General features: G+C 70.8%; 15 protein-coding genes and 1 tRNA gene. 12 read left to right on the forward strand and 4 right to left on the reverse strand.

All coding sequences use genetic code 11. From position 1 onward, the window contains the following. Positions 1 to 19 precede the first annotated feature (19 nt). Positions 20 to 104 (forward strand) — tRNA-Ser (locus OG322_RS17460). A gap of 66 nt (positions 105 to 170) precedes the next feature. Here OG322_RS17460 and OG322_RS17465 read toward each other — a convergent pair. After that, on the reverse strand, positions 171 to 473 hold the full coding sequence (locus OG322_RS17465) for a hypothetical protein (RefSeq protein ID WP_124284564.1): 303 nt from the start codon (positions 471 to 473) through the stop codon (positions 171 to 173). 451 nt (positions 474 to 924) lie between these two features. On the opposite strand from OG322_RS17465, the gene OG322_RS17470 reads away from it, so the two are divergent. From OG322_RS17470 to OG322_RS17490, 5 genes are all read left to right on the forward strand, one after another. After that, on the forward strand, positions 925 to 1,089 hold the full coding sequence (locus OG322_RS17470) for a hypothetical protein (RefSeq protein WP_164494361.1): 165 nt from the start codon (positions 925 to 927) through the stop codon (positions 1,087 to 1,089). A gap of 10 nt (positions 1,090 to 1,099) precedes the next feature. Continuing rightward, positions 1,100 to 1,393: a Dabb family protein gene (locus tag OG322_RS17475; protein WP_123460545.1), complete on the forward strand. Its 294-nt coding sequence runs from the start codon at positions 1,100 to 1,102 to the stop codon at positions 1,391 to 1,393. A gap of 340 nt (positions 1,394 to 1,733) precedes the next feature. Next, entirely contained in the window at positions 1,734 to 2,549 is an 816-nt protein-coding gene (locus tag OG322_RS17480) for an RNA polymerase sigma factor SigF (RefSeq protein ID WP_241200196.1), read from the forward strand. Between the two features lie 234 nt (positions 2,550 to 2,783). Next, positions 2,784 to 3,650 (forward strand): RNA polymerase sigma factor SigF, encoded by an 867-nt coding sequence (locus tag OG322_RS17485; protein ID WP_123460544.1) that lies wholly within the window; start codon positions 2,784 to 2,786, stop codon positions 3,648 to 3,650. A 57-nt stretch (positions 3,651 to 3,707) separates the two neighbouring features. Further along, complete coding sequence (locus OG322_RS17490; RefSeq protein WP_329306641.1) at positions 3,708 to 4,568, forward strand: hypothetical protein; 861 nt, start codon at positions 3,708 to 3,710, stop codon at positions 4,566 to 4,568. 30 nt (positions 4,569 to 4,598) lie between these two features. Here OG322_RS17490 and OG322_RS17495 read toward each other — a convergent pair whose 3' ends face one another. Continuing rightward, positions 4,599 to 4,811: a hypothetical protein gene (locus tag OG322_RS17495; RefSeq protein WP_123460542.1), complete on the reverse strand. Its 213-nt coding sequence runs from the start codon at positions 4,809 to 4,811 to the stop codon at positions 4,599 to 4,601. Between the two features lie 551 nt (positions 4,812 to 5,362). Here OG322_RS17495 and OG322_RS17500 point away from each other — a divergent pair. From OG322_RS17500 to OG322_RS17520, 5 genes are all read left to right on the forward strand, one after another. Further along, positions 5,363 to 5,884, forward strand: coding sequence for a MarR family winged helix-turn-helix transcriptional regulator (locus tag OG322_RS17500; RefSeq protein ID WP_123460541.1), 522 nt, complete (start codon positions 5,363 to 5,365; stop codon positions 5,882 to 5,884). A gap of 23 nt (positions 5,885 to 5,907) precedes the next feature. Beyond that, positions 5,908 to 8,415: an MFS transporter gene (locus OG322_RS17505; protein WP_185095336.1), complete on the forward strand. Its 2,508-nt coding sequence runs from the start codon at positions 5,908 to 5,910 to the stop codon at positions 8,413 to 8,415. A gap of 176 nt (positions 8,416 to 8,591) precedes the next feature. Continuing rightward, the gene (locus tag OG322_RS17510; RefSeq protein WP_123460539.1) at positions 8,592 to 9,410 is read left to right on the forward strand and encodes a YceI family protein; all 819 of its coding nucleotides are present in this window, start codon (positions 8,592 to 8,594) and stop codon (positions 9,408 to 9,410) included. 25 nt (positions 9,411 to 9,435) lie between these two features. After that, the gene (locus tag OG322_RS17515; protein ID WP_123460538.1) at positions 9,436 to 9,906 is read left to right on the forward strand and encodes a PPOX class F420-dependent oxidoreductase; all 471 of its coding nucleotides are present in this window, start codon (positions 9,436 to 9,438) and stop codon (positions 9,904 to 9,906) included. A gap of 42 nt (positions 9,907 to 9,948) precedes the next feature. Further along, positions 9,949 to 10,884, forward strand: a complete 936-nt coding sequence (locus OG322_RS17520) for an NAD(P)-dependent oxidoreductase (protein WP_123460537.1) — start codon at positions 9,949 to 9,951, stop codon at positions 10,882 to 10,884. A 58-nt stretch (positions 10,885 to 10,942) separates the two neighbouring features. On the opposite strand, the gene OG322_RS17525 is transcribed toward OG322_RS17520, so the two are convergent. Both OG322_RS17525 and OG322_RS17530 read right to left on the reverse strand, forming a co-directional pair. Beyond that, the gene (locus tag OG322_RS17525; protein WP_329306642.1) at positions 10,943 to 11,704 is read right to left on the reverse strand and encodes a TetR/AcrR family transcriptional regulator; all 762 of its coding nucleotides are present in this window, start codon (positions 11,702 to 11,704) and stop codon (positions 10,943 to 10,945) included. Between the two features lie 93 nt (positions 11,705 to 11,797). Then, positions 11,798 to 13,321: an MFS transporter gene (locus OG322_RS17530; protein WP_124285241.1), complete on the reverse strand. Its 1,524-nt coding sequence runs from the start codon at positions 13,319 to 13,321 to the stop codon at positions 11,798 to 11,800. Between the two features lie 141 nt (positions 13,322 to 13,462). On the opposite strand from OG322_RS17530, the gene OG322_RS17535 reads away from it, so the two are divergent. After that, positions 13,463 to 14,326, forward strand: a complete 864-nt coding sequence (locus OG322_RS17535; RefSeq protein ID WP_329306643.1) for an endonuclease/exonuclease/phosphatase family protein — start codon at positions 13,463 to 13,465, stop codon at positions 14,324 to 14,326. Positions 14,327 to 14,332 lie beyond the last annotated feature (6 nt).

The following is a 14,332-nucleotide window of genomic DNA, read 5'->3' on the forward strand; positions in this document are numbered from 1 at the left end:
ATGGTCTAAGCTCTCTCTCGGTAGCGTGTCCGAGCGGCCGAAGGAGCTCGCCTCGAAAGCGAGTGTGGGGAAACTCACCGAGGGTTCAAATCCCTCCGCTACCGCAGGTAGATGAAGGGGCAGACCCGTTTGGGTCTGCCCCTTCACTGCGTTCCGTCTCAGTTTCCGTCTCAGTCGTGGTGCTCCAGACCCAGCAGACGTCTGGGTTGCTCATACGGGTGCGCCCCACCCGTACGAGGAGCACGATTCCACTTCGCGGTCGCTGCCATGGCACCGTCACCGCACACTTCGAACTGGTCTTCCTCTGTGTGGCGGCAATAACCCTGCTCACCCTGCGTCCAGTCCGGGGCGAGGCAGCGGCCCTCGCCGGTGCGGCCGGTGTCGATGAGGACGCCGCGAGCGGCCGGCGTCGGCTGGAGGCGCTTGAGGCGGCCGGAGAGGACTTCGCCCTCCAGCACACCCTTCGCGGACATGTACAGCAACCGGATCCCGATCGAGCGCCTGGTGCGGGACCCCGCCGCACGTGACCCGGCTCGTCCGGATAACGCGGTGGCCCCGGTGACAGGGAGGCTGACCCGGGGCCACCGCACTGATTCAGGTCGGGGGAAGCGGCATCGGGGGGACAAGCCGCTCCCCCCGATGAGAACAGGCCCTACCAGCCCTCGCCGCGATCGGGGGTAGGCCGCGGCGAGGACCCCACAGAGAGGTCCCGTTCCTCGCCCCGCGGACTTCCTGCCACATCCGCCGGGCTCGTCATCCATCCTGCTTCGCCGCAGAAGCCGCGCGGGCGGGCAAAGGGCCCCGATCTCCGGGTCCTTGGTCCTTAAAGTCCGGATGAGTGATCGGAAACACCACACGGATACGGCCATTCGTGCGGATAGACTCGCCCGACCGCGCAGGGGATCGAAGGGGAGTCAGGGGCCGATGGTGCAAGCGAAGAAGATCGCTCTCTACTTGATAGTCGTCTTCGTGCTCTACACGATCATCACCTCCCCGGCCCGGGCCGCGGACCTCGTCCAGGTAGGGTTCGAGGGCGTTTCGAGTGCCGCGCAGAGCGTCGGCGACTTCATGACCGAGCTGGTGAAGTAGGAGTACGCCCATGATCCGCCATCTGGTCCTGTTCAAGCTGAACGACGGCGTCGAGCGGGACGACCCGCGGGTCGTCGCGGGGGCCAGGGCCTTCCAGGAACTGGCGGACAAGGTCCCCGGGCTGGAGTTCTGGGAGTGCGCCTGGAACATCACCGACCGGCCGATCGCGTACGACTTCGCCATCAACTCCGCCGTCGCCGACGAGGCCGCGCTGAAGCGCTACATCGAGCATCCGGCCCACCAGGCGGCCGCCGGTCAGTGGCGTGAATTCGCCACCTGGGTGATCGCCGACTACCCGTTCTGACTCCTTCGGCCCTGCGAGCCCCTCACCACAGCGGTGAGGGGCTTTTCTTGTGTTTAAACCGATTCGAGGTCAACACGGCGCAATAGGGTGCTTGCACATAGTGGACATGTCTTGTGATGCTATGACCGCTTTTGACGGATGAGTTGACCGAAGTTGACCGCAAAGGGGTGGCGTCATCGTGCCGGCCAGTACAGCGCCTCAAGTGCCTCCCCAGACCGCCCAGACGGGGCAGGCCGTCCAGACGGCACCGACCGCCCGGACGGCGCAGACCGTCCAGTCGCCGCAGCAGGTGCAGCAGCCGCAGACGGTGCAGCAGGCGGTGCAGGTGCAGCCGCAGGCGGTGCAGACGATCGAGACCGAGACGCCCGACGACACCGTCACGCCCGCCAGGACCAGGGGCGCGGACACCAGGGCGCTCACCCAGGTGCTCTTCGGGCAGCTCAAGGGGCTGGAGCCGGGCACCGCGGAGCACGGCCGGGTCCGGACGGCGCTGATCGAGGCGAACCTCCCCCTCGTGCGGTACGCCGCGGCGCGGTTCCGGAGCCGCAACGAGCCGATGGAGGATGTCGTCCAGGTCGGCACGATCGGGCTGATCAACGCCATCGACCGGTTCGACCCCGAACGGGGCGTCCAGTTCCCGACCTTCGCGATGCCGACCGTGGTCGGCGAGATCAAGCGGTATTTCCGGGACAACGTACGGACCGTCCACGTGCCGCGCCGGCTGCACGAGCTCTGGGTCCAGGTCACCGGCGCCACCGAGGACCTGACGACCGCTCACGGCCGCTCACCCACCACCGCGGAGATCGCCGAGCGGCTGAAGATCTCCGAGGACGAGGTGCTGGCCTGCATCGAGGCGGGGCGCTCGTACCACGCGACCTCACTGGAAGCCGCCCAGGAGGGTGACGGGCTGCCCGGCCTGCTGGACCGGCTCGGCTACGAGGACCCGGCCCTGGCCGGGGTCGAACACCGCGATCTGGTCCGGCACCTGCTCGTCCAGCTGCCCGAGCGCGAGCAGCGGATCCTGCTGCTGCGCTACTACAGCAATCTGACGCAGTCCCAGATCAGCGCGGAACTGGGTGTCTCCCAGATGCACGTGTCAAGGCTCCTCGCCCGAAGTTTCGCCCGACTCCGATCCGCAAACAGGATCGAGGCGTAACCGGAACGGGTAAGACGCTCCTCGGGCATTCCTCTCGGACCAGATACGGCATACCCGCTGTTAACCCCACAGACTCCCCCAAGACTTGTCGACAAGTCACTACAGCGCGTTGCCGACATGTGACATTCTGCGGGAACCGCGTTTGCCGCCGCCTCCCCTCCGGTATTCAGGTGGAGGCTGCGTTCCTCCGATGGTCGCGGCCACCGCGACCGTCCGCGACCTCAAGGGGGTGGCATGTCCGCAGAACAGGGCAGCTCGAAGGTGCTCACGCTCACCAAGAGCGCACCCGCACCCGTTGTGCTCACCAGCTCGTCGGAAGCCATCGACACCCGCACGCTGTCCCGCTCGCTGTTCGTGCGGCTCGCCGCACTGGGTCCCGCACCGGGTCCCGATGGAACGGACAGCCCGGAGCGTGCCTATGTGCGGGACACACTCATCGAGCTCAACCTGCCGCTGGTGCGTTATGCCGCGGCGCGGTTCCGGAGCCGTAACGAACCCATGGAGGACATCGTCCAGGTCGGCACGATCGGCCTGATCAAGGCGATCGACCGGTTCGACTGCGAACGCGGCGTGGAGTTCCCCACGTTCGCGATGCCCACCGTCGTCGGCGAGATCAAGCGCTTCTTCCGCGACACCTCGTGGTCGGTACGGGTGCCCCGCCGGCTCCAGGAGCTGCGGCTCGCCCTCACCAAGACCAGCGACGAGCTCGCCCAGAAGCTCGACCGCTCGCCGACCGTGCCGGAGCTGGCCAAGGCGCTCGGGGTCTCCGAGGAGGACGTCGTCGACGGCCTCGCCGTCGGCAACGCCTACACCGCCTCCTCGCTGGACTCGCCCTCACCCGAGGACGACGGCGGCGAGGGCTCACTGGCCGACCGGCTGGGATACGAGGACGCGGCGCTGGAGGGCGTCGAGTACCGCGAGTCCCTCAAGCCGCTGCTGGCCAAACTCCCGCCCCGGGAGCGGCAGATCATCATGCTGCGGTTCTTCGCCAACATGACCCAGTCGCAGATCGGCGAGGAGGTCGGCATCTCGCAGATGCACGTCTCGCGCCTGCTGACCCGCACGCTCGCCCAGCTCAGGGAGGGGCTCATCGCCGACTGACCTGCGCGCAGCCGCGCAAGGGTTCCGAATTGACGGACCGTCAGCCACACTGGCGCGATGCGACGTCAGACATTCGGCCCGCCCGGCCGCCGGGGCACCGTGATCGCCGCCTCGGCGGCCGTGCTGTGCCTGGGCGGGTCCCTGGCAGGCTGCGGCGACGGGACGGGCGGCGACGGCTACACGGCCGTCGGCGCGGCACAGGCGGCCCCCGGAAAGGCCCCTTCGGGGGCGGTGGCGCCCTCGGGGAAGGTCACGCTGGTCCCGCTGGACGGGGACGAGCGCGGGGGCGGCGACCGGAGCGGTGCCGGGAGACGCGGGGGCTCCTCGCCCTCGCCGGGCTCCTCGGCCGCGGCCCGCGGTGCGGGCGGCGGTGCCGAGGTCAGCGGTGCGGGTGGTTCAGGCGGTGCGGGTGGCGCCGATGCCGGGCGACCGGGTGCGCCGGGCCGCGCGGCGGACGGGTCCGGCGGCGCGGGCGGCGGCGGCGGCACGACCGGCGGCGGCAGCACGGGCGGCGCGAGCCCCACAGGCGGCAGTCCCGCGGGCGGCTCCGACTCCGGTGGCCCCACCGGCCCCGCGACCCCGTCCGCGCCGGGCTCCACCGCCCCCGCGGGAGCCGCCGTACTGGAGGTGGGCGCACCCGGGCGCGCGGCGGCGGACAAGCGCTGGTGCGAGAAGGTGACCGTGGAGTTCCGCAACACCGGTGGATCACCGGTGCGTTCGGGCACCGTCACCTTCGCCACGCACATCATCGGCGGGCTGGGGATCGACTGGGCGACCCGGGAATCGACAGCGCCGCTGCCCGCGCCGATCGGCGCGGGAGCGGCGCGGGAGAAGACGTACACCGTCTGTGTGGACGCCTGGCGGGTGCCCCTGGGCATGCATGTCGAGACCCGGGACGTCACCGCCGTCTGGAAGTGACGGATGGGGACGGGGTGACCGGAGGGCCGGTCAGCCGAGCGCGAGCCAGGCGACCGCGCCGAGGACGATGATCACCGCGACGACCGCGGCGATCAATCCGGTCCTCGGGCCGGACGACACGGCCGCGGGCTGCTGCCGACGCTGCGGCTCGCCCTCGTCGACGAAGGCGCGGAACATCTGCGTGTTGCCTGCCGGGTCGCTTGTGCCCTCGGGACCCTGCGGGGCGTGGGGGTTGTGTGCCATGTCGCAGGACCCTAGCGAACTCGGCGCAGGCGCCCAACCCCCGGGGCGGTGAAGGCGCGAGACCTCAGCGGGGGGAACCGGTGCGGAAGCAACGGGTGAGGGGCGGGGAAGGCGCGGACACACGGCGGGGAATCCTCCGGGCCCGCCGGACCCCACTCGGTGACCCGCACCGGTTCCGGTGTCGCTCCGGTCGGGCAACACCGTTGCGTCCCGGGCCACTTGGGGACGAAGGCCGTCCCCGTCCGCCTGCCCTCCCGTATATATGCGCGAGGGGCGATCACGCGCCGCTCGCGCGTGGCGCCGCAGCGCCCGACGAGTGGACCGATCCACCCGGAAACCGGGTTCCGGACCGCGCCACCCGCACCTCTCGTGTGGCACGAGACACATCCACCACTCGCGCACCGCAGACGCTGGGGCTTTGACTCCACCCCTACGGAGCCTTTTGCGTTCCTTTACTTATGCAAGCCCTATTTCGTTTGCCTGCAGCAACCAACGGCTTCTATGGTTGCCCTAAGCAACAAGGTGACCGGTGTGAGATGTCTGGGGGTCCCGTGGCCGCACGGAGTCAGTACGAAGAACTGGCCCGGCAGCTGAGCGCCATCGGCGCCGTGAAACGAGGACTCGCCCGCACCCTGCCGGCCGAATGCCCCGCGGGGTCCGCGGCCGTACTGGCTCTGCTGAGCCGGCACGGCGAAATACGGATCAGCAGACTGGCCGAGCTGCTCGACGTCGATATGTCCGTGACCAGCCGACATGTCGCCCACGTAGCGGAACGCGGCTGGATCGAACGGTCTCCGGACCCGGCGGACAAGCGTTCCCGGATCCTGCGACTCACCCCCGCGGGCGAGGACGTGCTCGGCAACCTGAACTGCCGGACCACCGAAATGTTCGCCCACCACCTCCAGGATTGGTCCGACGAAGAGGTCGGGCAGCTCAACACGTTGTTGGCCCGGCTGCGCGACAGCTTCTCCTGCCGCGGTTCCGGCGGGTGCGCCCCCGGAAGGCACAGCGGCGACTGCCGCTCCCGGCCGGCCGACAGCAACGACGGCTCGTACACCCGTACACCCGTGTAACAGAAGCAAAGACAAGGAATTAAATGGCTACGACCACACCAACCGGTGTGCGGGGCGGCCACGCCAAGCACGGAGGGCACGATTCCTCCGACGGCACGCCGATGACACACCGGCAGATCATGGAAGCACTCACCGGGCTCATGCTCGGCATGTTCGTCGCGATTCTGTCGTCCACCGTCGTCACCAACGCCCTGCCGGAGATCATCTCCGACCTCGGCGGCGGCCAGAGCGCCTACACCTGGGTCGTCACGGCCTCGCTGCTGGCCATGACGGCGACCACCCCCCTGTGGGGCAAGCTCTCCGACCTGTTCAGCAAGAAGCTGCTGGTCCAGATAGCACTGGTCATCTACGTCCTCGGCTCGGTCGTCGCCGGTATGTCGACCAGCAGCGGCATGCTGATCGCCTGCCGTGTGGTGCAGGGCATCGGCGTCGGCGGTCTCTCCGCCCTCGCCCAGATCGTGATGGCCGCGATGATCGCCCCGCGTGAGCGCGGTCGCTACAGCGGCTACCTCGGTGCTGTCTTCGCCGTCGCCACCGTCGGCGGCCCGCTGCTCGGCGGTGTCATCACCGACACCAGCTGGATGGGCTGGCGCTGGTGCTTCTACGTCGGTGTGCCGTTCGCGGCCATCGCCCTCGTCGTGCTGCAGAAGACCCTGAAGCTCCCGGTCGTCAAGCGCGAGGTCAAGGTCGACTGGACCGGGGCCTTCTTCATCAGCTCCGCCGTCTCGCTGCTGCTCCTCTGGGTGACCTTCGCGGGCGACAAGTACGACTGGATGTCCTGGCAGACCGGCGTGATGCTGGCCGGCTCGGTGGTCCTCGCGCTGCTCTTCGTCCTCACCGAGTCGCGGGCCAGTGAGCCGATCATCCCGCTGCGGCTGTTCCGCAACCGCACCATCACGCTCGCCTCGCTCGCCTCGCTGTTCGTCGGTATCGCGATGTTCGCGGGCACCGTCTTCTTCAGCCAGTACTTCCAGCTGGCGCGCGGCAAGTCGCCGACGATGTCCGGTGTGATGACGATCCCGATGATCACGGGTCTGTTCCTCTCCTCCACCATCTCGGGCCAGGTCATCACCAGGACGGGCCGCTGGAAGGCCTGGCTGGTCAGCGGTGGCTTCCTGATCACGGCCGGGCTCGGCATGCTCGGCACCATCCGGTACGACACGGCGTACTGGCAGATCGCGATCTACATGTTCGTGATGGGGCTCGGCGTCGGCATGATGATGCAGAACCTGGTGCTCGCCACCCAGAACCAGGTCGACCCCAAGGACCTCGGTTCGGCCAGCTCCGTCGTCACCTTCTTCCGCTCGCTCGGTGGTGCCATCGGTGTCTCGGCACTGGGCGCCATCATGGCGAACCGCGTCACCCACTACGTCAAGGACGGCCTGGCGGACCTCGGTACCCAGGGCGCGTCCATGGGCACCGGCGGCGGGGGCATCCCCGACCTGGACAAGCTGCCCGCACCGATCCGTACGGTCGTGGAGGCCGCCTACGGACACGGCGTCGGTGACGTCTTCCTTTACGCGGCTCCGGCCGCCCTGCTCGCCTTCATCATCACGATCTTCATCAAGGAGGTCGCGCTGAGGACGAACGCCGCGAACGACGCCCCGGCGCGGGCCGAGGCACCGGCTCCGGTCGAGGCGGCTGTTCCGGTCGAGACGGCGGCGCTCGCCGGGGTCCCGTCCGGTACCACCGCACTGGTCTCCGAGGGATCGGCCGGCGTCACCGCGGTCGACACCCCTCAGGCCGCTCCGGTGGCGACCCTGCAGGGCACCGCGGTAAGCGGTGTGGTGCGCGGCGCCGAGGGCGCACCCGTCGGCGGTGCCGCTGTCACGCTGATCTCGCTGGGCGGCCGGCAGCTGGGCATCTCGGCCGCGCAGGCCGACGGCAGCTACGGTCTGAACGCCCCGGGCGCCGGTTCGTACGTGCTGATCGCGTCCGCCGACGGCTTCCAGCCGCAGGCGTCCACCGTGGTCGTCGGCGAGGAGCCGCTCGCGTACGACATCCTGCTCGCCGGTACGAGCGGGCTGGCCGGGACCGTGCGGGCCGCCGAGAGCGGTTCGCCGGTCGAGGGCGCCATGATCATCGTGACCGATGTCCGCGGCGACGTGCTGGCCACCGGCAAGTCCGGTGTGACGGGCGAGTTCACCTTCGGTGAGCTGGTCCCCGGTTCGGTGACCGTCGCGGTCAACGCGGCCGGGTTCCGCCCGATGGCACTGCCCGTGGAGGTCGGCGGCCAGGGTGTCACCCGGGTCGACGCCGCACTGCGGTCCGGTGCGCTGGTGCAGGGTGTCGTGCGGGCCGGTTCCGGTCTGCGGCCGCTGCCGGACGCCCGCGTCACACTGATCGACGCGGCGGGCAACGTGATCGCCAACTCGACGACCGGGGAGGACGGGGCGTACGCCTTCACCGACCTGGACGCGGGCGAGTACTCGGTCATCGCGACCGGATACCCGCCGGTGGCAGGCGCCCTGACCGTGGCCGGTCGCGGTGTCGACGGCCACGACATCGAGCTCGCCCACCCCGGCGAGTAGTCAAGACCCCTGGCGGGACGGCCCTCGAGCGGAGAGGCTGTCCCGGCCGGTGGAAATGGGCCCCGGTGGCGGGGACGGCAGGCAGGGGACGGCCTGCCGTCCCCGCCCCGGGGCCCGACTCATTGAGTGACCCGTTCCGTGAGCGGACGGGGCATTGAGCAAGGAGAGAAAACGGGATGGGACTTCGCGCACAGGTACGGACGCGGGACGGCTGGGCGGTCCAGCACGCGGTCGTGACGGTCACCGACATGACCGGGACGCAGGTGCTGCGGGCCGCCGCCGACGAGGACGGGGCGGTGCGCGCCGACACCCCGCTGTCCGCGGGCGCGTACACCGTGATCGTGACGGCGGTCGGGTACGCCCCCGCCGCCTCGACCGCCCTCGTCACGGCGAGCGGCCGGGTCGAGGCCGGCACGGTGGTGCTGGCCCGCCAGGGCGGTGTGGAGCTGCCGCCGCCGGGCGCCTGGTCGCTGGACCCGGCGCACTGCTCGGTGGGCGCGGTCGCCCAGCACCTGGGGATCTCCAGCGTGCACGGCCGGTTCACCGAGTTCGGCGGCCGGATCGAGATCGCCGAGGACCTGCAGCGGTCCCGGGTGGACGCGGTCATCAGCGCGACCAGCATCGACACCGGCAACGGCATGCGGGACAAGCACCTGCGGTCGCCGGACTTCCTCGACACGGACCGGTTCCCGGAGATCACCTACCGCTCCAGCGGGCTGACCCCGGCCGGCCCCGACCGGTGGACCGTGCACGGCGAGCTCACGCTGCACGGCGTGAAGCGCCCCATCGACCTCGACCTGACCTACCTCGGCACCGGCCCCGACCCGTGGGGCGGTGTGCGCGCGGCGTTCCGGGCGACGGCCGAGCTGCGCCGGGAGGACTTCGCCATGAACTACAACCAGGTGATCCAGGCGGGCATCTCGGCGATCGGCACGACGCTGCGGGTGGAGCTCGACATCCAGGCCGTGCAGGGCGATTCCCTTCCGGCCGCGTAACCCCCGCGGTCATAGGGTCTGTTCCATGGCACCCAACATCGCGACCAACACCATCGTGGAACTCGACGAGTTGCTGGCATTCGTACGCCCCAGGCACCGGGCGGTCCTGCTGACCACCCGGTCCGACGGCCGCCCCCAGGGCTCCCCGCTCACCTGCGGCGTCGACGACGCGGGCCGGATCGTCATCTCGACGTACCCCGAACGGGCCAAGACCCGTAACGCCAAGCGGGACGACCGGGTGAGCCTGATCGTCCTGTCCGACGAGTGGGACGGGCCGTGGGTGCAGATCGACGGCTCGGCCGAGGTGATCGACTCACCGGACTCGGTCGAGCCGCTCGTCGAGTACTTCCGCACCATCTCGGGGGAGCACCCCGACTGGGACGAGTACCGGGCGGCGATGGTGAAGCAGGGGAAGTCGATCATCAGGGTCACTCCCGAGCGGTGGAGCCCGGTCGCGACGGGCGGCTTCCCGGCACGGCCTGCGTCCGATGGCTGACCGGGTGACCGTCCGGCTCACCGGCGCCGGGCGGCCCGCCCCGTGACCGTCCCGCCGGTCAGCACCGAACACCTCGCGCGGGCGCGGCTGCTGGCCGCGCCCGGCCTCGCCGCGCCCGTCGTCCGCTCGCTGGAGCGGATCGCCGGGCGGCCGGTGGAGCCGGAGGACACCGTGCCGGCCGGCCCCTACGTGTACGTGGGGGCCGCCCTGCCCGAGGCGCTGCGCGGGGACGGGCTGCTCTGGTTCCACAGCGTGAACGCCGGGACCGACGCGGTTCTGGACGCCGGGCCGTGGCCGTCCGGGGCGCTGCTCACCCGGACGGTGGGCCGGATGGGCGAGCGGATCGCACAGTACGTGCTGGCCTGGGTGCTGGCCGACTGCCAGTCCGTACCGGAGTTCGCCGCGCAGCACGAGCGGGCCGAGTGGCGCCGTATCCCCTCCGAACTCGCCTCCGGGCAGACCGCGTTGATCCACGGCACCGGCCGGATCGGCTCGGCCGTCGCCGGGCTGCTGCGGGCCTGCGGCATCCGGACGGTGGGCGTGGCGCGCACCCCGCGCGCGATCCCTCCGCCCGGCTTCGACGCGACGGCCGGTCCGGACGAGCCGGTGGCCGCCCGCTGGGTGATCGCCGCGCTTCCGCTGACCGGGGCGACGACGGGCTACTTCGGGGCGGACCGGTTCGCGGCCATGGGCGGCGCCTCGTTCATCAATGTGGGCCGGGGCGCGACCGTGGACCTGGAGGCGCTGGAGGCCGCGCTGCACGCGGGGACGGTGGGACGCGCGGTGCTCGACGTGCTGGCGGACGAGCCCGCCGCACCGGGCGACCGCTGCTGGCGGCTGCCCCGGACGGTGGTCACCTCGCACTCCGCGGGCATCACGGCGGACGACGACATCATCACGGACTTCGCGGCGTGCCTGCGGGCGCTCATGGCGGGCCGGGTCCCGGCACTCGCCGTGAACCCCGCACGCGGCTACTGACGGCGGCCGCGGACAGCCCCCGGAGGGCCGGGCGCGCGGAGCTCCGGAGGGACGGGCGCTACCCGCGCCCGCGCATCGCCTCGATGCCCGCGATCAGCAGGTCGAGGGCGAAGGCGAAGTCCCGCTCGCGCATCTCCTCGACGGTGTCCCCGCCCCGCGCCTCCATCAGGCTCCGCGAGGCCGCCAACAGCTCCTTCAGCTGCGGCTGGGCGCTGATCGTGCCCATCGCCTGCCGGTAGAACTCGTCCTGGCTGAGCCCCGCGTCCGCGGAGCGCTGCACGACATGGCCCTCGATCGTGCCGAATCCGTACACGAACTGGAAGACCGCGGACATCGCGCCCGTCTGGTGCCGCAGCGGCAGCGCGGTGGCCCGGACGACGTCCTGCATGGCGTACGAGAAGAGCATCGCGTGCGGGCCGATGTTCAGGAAGTTCCCGGCCAGCGCCGACGCCCAGGTGTGCCGGACGAGCATGCTGCGGTAGCTGGTGGCCAGTTCGCGCAGCCGTTCGCGCCAGTCGGCGTCCGTGCGCGGGGGCGCGATCTCGGCGAAGACCGAGTCCAGGGCCAGCTCCAGCAGGTCGTCCTTGGTGTCGACGTACCAGTAGAGGGACATCGCCGTGACGTTCAGCTCGGCGGCGAGGCGGCGCATGGAGAACTTGGCGAGGCCCTCGGCGTCCAGCAGCCGGACCGACGCCGCCGTGATCCGCTCCCGGTCCAGCCCGGCCGGCTGGTCGGATTTCCGGCTGCGCGTCGGTGACCTGCCGTCGAGCCACACACTCGTCCTGGCAGGGTTCTTCACGCGATCGGCCGCGGACACCATGGCGCACTCCCTTGTCTCGCCGGCGGGACGAACCGGGTACGTCCTCCATGCCCAGAAATCGGAGTCGCACGGTCCGGTACGTCCCGCCCGATGCTATGCCGCTACCGCGGCCGGGTCAGCCTGGGCCGATTCTCCTCGCTCCGCACGGCGCAGCAGCACGGCGGCCAGCAGACCGCCCACCAGCACCGCCGCCGCCCCGACCAGCTGGCTCGTCGCCAGCCCCGAGGCGAAGGCGTCCGTGATGCGCTGCCGCTCCCCCTCGCCGTTCGCGGCGGCCAGTGCGGCGGGCAGGGAGGCCGCCCCGACGGCCGTCGGGACGAGCGCGGCGAACCGGGAGTTCAGCACGGCGCCGAGCACCGCGACCCCGAGGCCGTTGCCGCATTCGGCGAGGGTGCCGTTGACCCCGGCGCCGACGCCCGCCTTCTCGGGCGGGATCGCGCTCATGATCGCGTTGGCCATGGCGGGCATGGCGAGTGCGATGCCCGCACCCATCACGACGAGGCCGAGCAGCATGCCCCCGTAGCCGTCCCGGCCGAGCAGCGCGATCGAGGCCAGACCGGCGGCGAGCAGCCCCATCCCGGAGGCGATGGTGACGGGCGTGCCGAGCTTGGGCACCAGCCGGGCGCCCAGCCCGGCGAGGTTGAGGACGATGACGCTCAACGCCAGCGGAGCCGTCCGCAGACCGGCCTCCAGCGGACCGTAACCGAGCACGAACTGGAGCTGCTGGGTGAGCAGGAAGAGCGAGCCGCCCATCCCGAACGCGACCAGGATCGCGCCCGCGACCGCGCCGACGAACCGCTGGTTCCGGAAGAAGTGCATGTCCAGCATCGGATACGGGATGTGCAGCTCCCACAGCACGAATCCGGTGAGGACGGCGACCCCGGTGAAGGCGGTCAGCAGCACCTGGCCGGAGGTCCAGCCGTGCCCCGGCCCGGAGATGATCGCGTAGACGACCGCGGCCATGCCGATGGTGGAGAGCAGCGCGCCGAGCAGGTCGGGGCGGTCCCCGGTCGGGTTCTTGGACTCCGGCACCAGCCGCGCCACCGCCACCAGGCCGATCACGGCGACCGGGATGTTGATCAGGAAGATCGCGCCCCACCAGAAGTGGTCCAGCATCACCCCGCCGATCAGCGGGCCGACGGCGAAGCCGAGGGAGCTGACGGTCGACCAGACACCGATCGCCTTCACCCGCTCGGCGTCGTCGAAGATCTGGACGACGACGGCCAGCGTCGTGGTCATCAGCAGCGCACCGCCGATGCCCATCCCGGCCCGCGCGGCGATCAGTTGCGCGGAGGACTGGGCGAGCCCGGCCACCAGCGAGCCGATGCCGAACAGCGCGAGCCCCGTGATCAGCATCTTCTTGCGGCCGTAGCGGTCGGCCGAGCTGCCGGCGGTCAGCAGCAGACCCGACTGGACGAGCGAGTAGGCGTTGATCATCCACTGCACATCGGCGGTGGAGGCGTCCAGTTCGCGGGTGAGGGAGGGGATCGCGACGTTGAGGACGGTGTTGTCGAGCAGCACGGTGAGCTGTGCGAGGCAGATGACACCGAGGATCAGCCAGCGCTGCGGATGGCTCGTCGGCGAGAGGTGGTTCTGCTCGGCGGCGGTCGCCGTCATACGGACTCCCGGGCGTTCGGTCATGGCCCTATACGGTGTACAGGGAAGCGGTTGTACACCGTATAGCCGCTCCTGTGCGGCCTACAACCGACTTTCCCGCGATACGGTGCCGATCGCTGATCCGACAAGGGCTGGAGTGGTATGTCACTGCGTCGTCGTACGGTGGAAGTCCTGCTTGCCGCGGGCCTGTTGGGAACGGCGCTCGCGCCTCCCGCGTCGGCCGCCGGGCACGGTCGGGAGCGGCTGGTGCCCCTGCGTGTCGCCACCTACAACATCCATGCGGGTGCGGGCATGGACAACGTCTTCGATCTCGGCCGGCAGGTGGCCGAGCTCCGCTCGCTGGACGCGGACGTGATCGGGCTCCAGGAGGTCGACGTCCACTGGGGCGCCCGCAGCGAGTGGCGGGACCTGGCGGGCGAGCTGGGCAGGCGGCTCGGCATGCGGGTGTCGTTCGCCCCGATCTACAGCCTCGACCCGGCGACTGCGGGTGCGCCGCGGCGCGAGTTCGGGGTCGCGGTGCTGTCCCGGTACAGGATCGTGAGCGCCGAGAACCACGACATCACCCGGCTCTCCACCCAGGACCCGAACCCGGTACCGGCGCCCGCTCCCGGATTCGGCGAGGTGGTCCTGCGGGTGAAGGGGCTGCCCGTGCACGTGTACGCGACGCACCTCGACTACCGCGGCGACCCGTCCGTACGCACCGCCCAGGTGGCGGACACCCGCCGGATCATGGCCGAGGACCAGAAGGAGGAGCAGCGGCCCGTGCGGCAGATCCTGCTCGGCGACTTCAACGCGGCGCCGACCGCTCCCGAGCTGGCCCCGCTGTGGGAGAACCTGACGGACATCGAGCCGGGCGGCCCCACCTTCCCGGCGCAGGACCCGGTGCAGCGGATCGACTACGTGGCGGTGTCGAAGGACACCGTGCGGGTACGCGACGCGGGGGTGGCCGAGACGCTTGCCTCGGACCACCGCCCCGTTGTCGCGGACCTGTTGCTGCGGCGCTGAGCCTCA

It is taken from the genome of Streptomyces sp. NBC_01260, assembly GCF_036226405.1.
GTDB classification, from domain to species: Bacteria; Actinomycetota; Actinomycetes; order Streptomycetales; family Streptomycetaceae; genus Streptomyces; species Streptomyces laculatispora.

Excerpts from the sequence above, each read along its gene's own strand:
- OG322_RS17505 (WP_185095336.1), top strand. The coding sequence starts at position 5,908 with ATGGCTACGACCACACCAACCGGTGTGCGGGGCGGCCACGCCAAGCAC.
- OG322_RS17535 (WP_329306643.1), top strand. The coding sequence starts at position 13,463 with ATGTCACTGCGTCGTCGTACGGTGGAAGTCCTGCTTGCCGCGGGCCTG.
- OG322_RS17490 (WP_329306641.1), top strand. The coding sequence starts at position 3,708 with ATGCGACGTCAGACATTCGGCCCGCCCGGCCGCCGGGGCACCGTGATC.
- OG322_RS17475 (WP_123460545.1), top strand. The coding sequence starts at position 1,100 with ATGATCCGCCATCTGGTCCTGTTCAAGCTGAACGACGGCGTCGAGCGG.
- OG322_RS17525 (WP_329306642.1), bottom strand. The coding sequence starts at position 11,704 with ATGGTGTCCGCGGCCGATCGCGTGAAGAACCCTGCCAGGACGAGTGTG.
- OG322_RS17485 (WP_123460544.1), top strand. The coding sequence starts at position 2,784 with ATGTCCGCAGAACAGGGCAGCTCGAAGGTGCTCACGCTCACCAAGAGC.
- OG322_RS17530 (WP_124285241.1), bottom strand. The coding sequence starts at position 13,321 with ATGACGGCGACCGCCGCCGAGCAGAACCACCTCTCGCCGACGAGCCAT.
- OG322_RS17495 (WP_123460542.1), bottom strand. The coding sequence starts at position 4,811 with ATGGCACACAACCCCCACGCCCCGCAGGGTCCCGAGGGCACAAGCGAC.
- OG322_RS17515 (WP_123460538.1), top strand. The coding sequence starts at position 9,436 with ATGGCACCCAACATCGCGACCAACACCATCGTGGAACTCGACGAGTTG.
- OG322_RS17465 (WP_124284564.1), bottom strand. The coding sequence starts at position 473 with ATGTCCGCGAAGGGTGTGCTGGAGGGCGAAGTCCTCTCCGGCCGCCTC.
- OG322_RS17510 (WP_123460539.1), top strand. The coding sequence starts at position 8,592 with ATGGGACTTCGCGCACAGGTACGGACGCGGGACGGCTGGGCGGTCCAG.
- OG322_RS17470 (WP_164494361.1), top strand. The coding sequence starts at position 925 with ATGGTGCAAGCGAAGAAGATCGCTCTCTACTTGATAGTCGTCTTCGTG.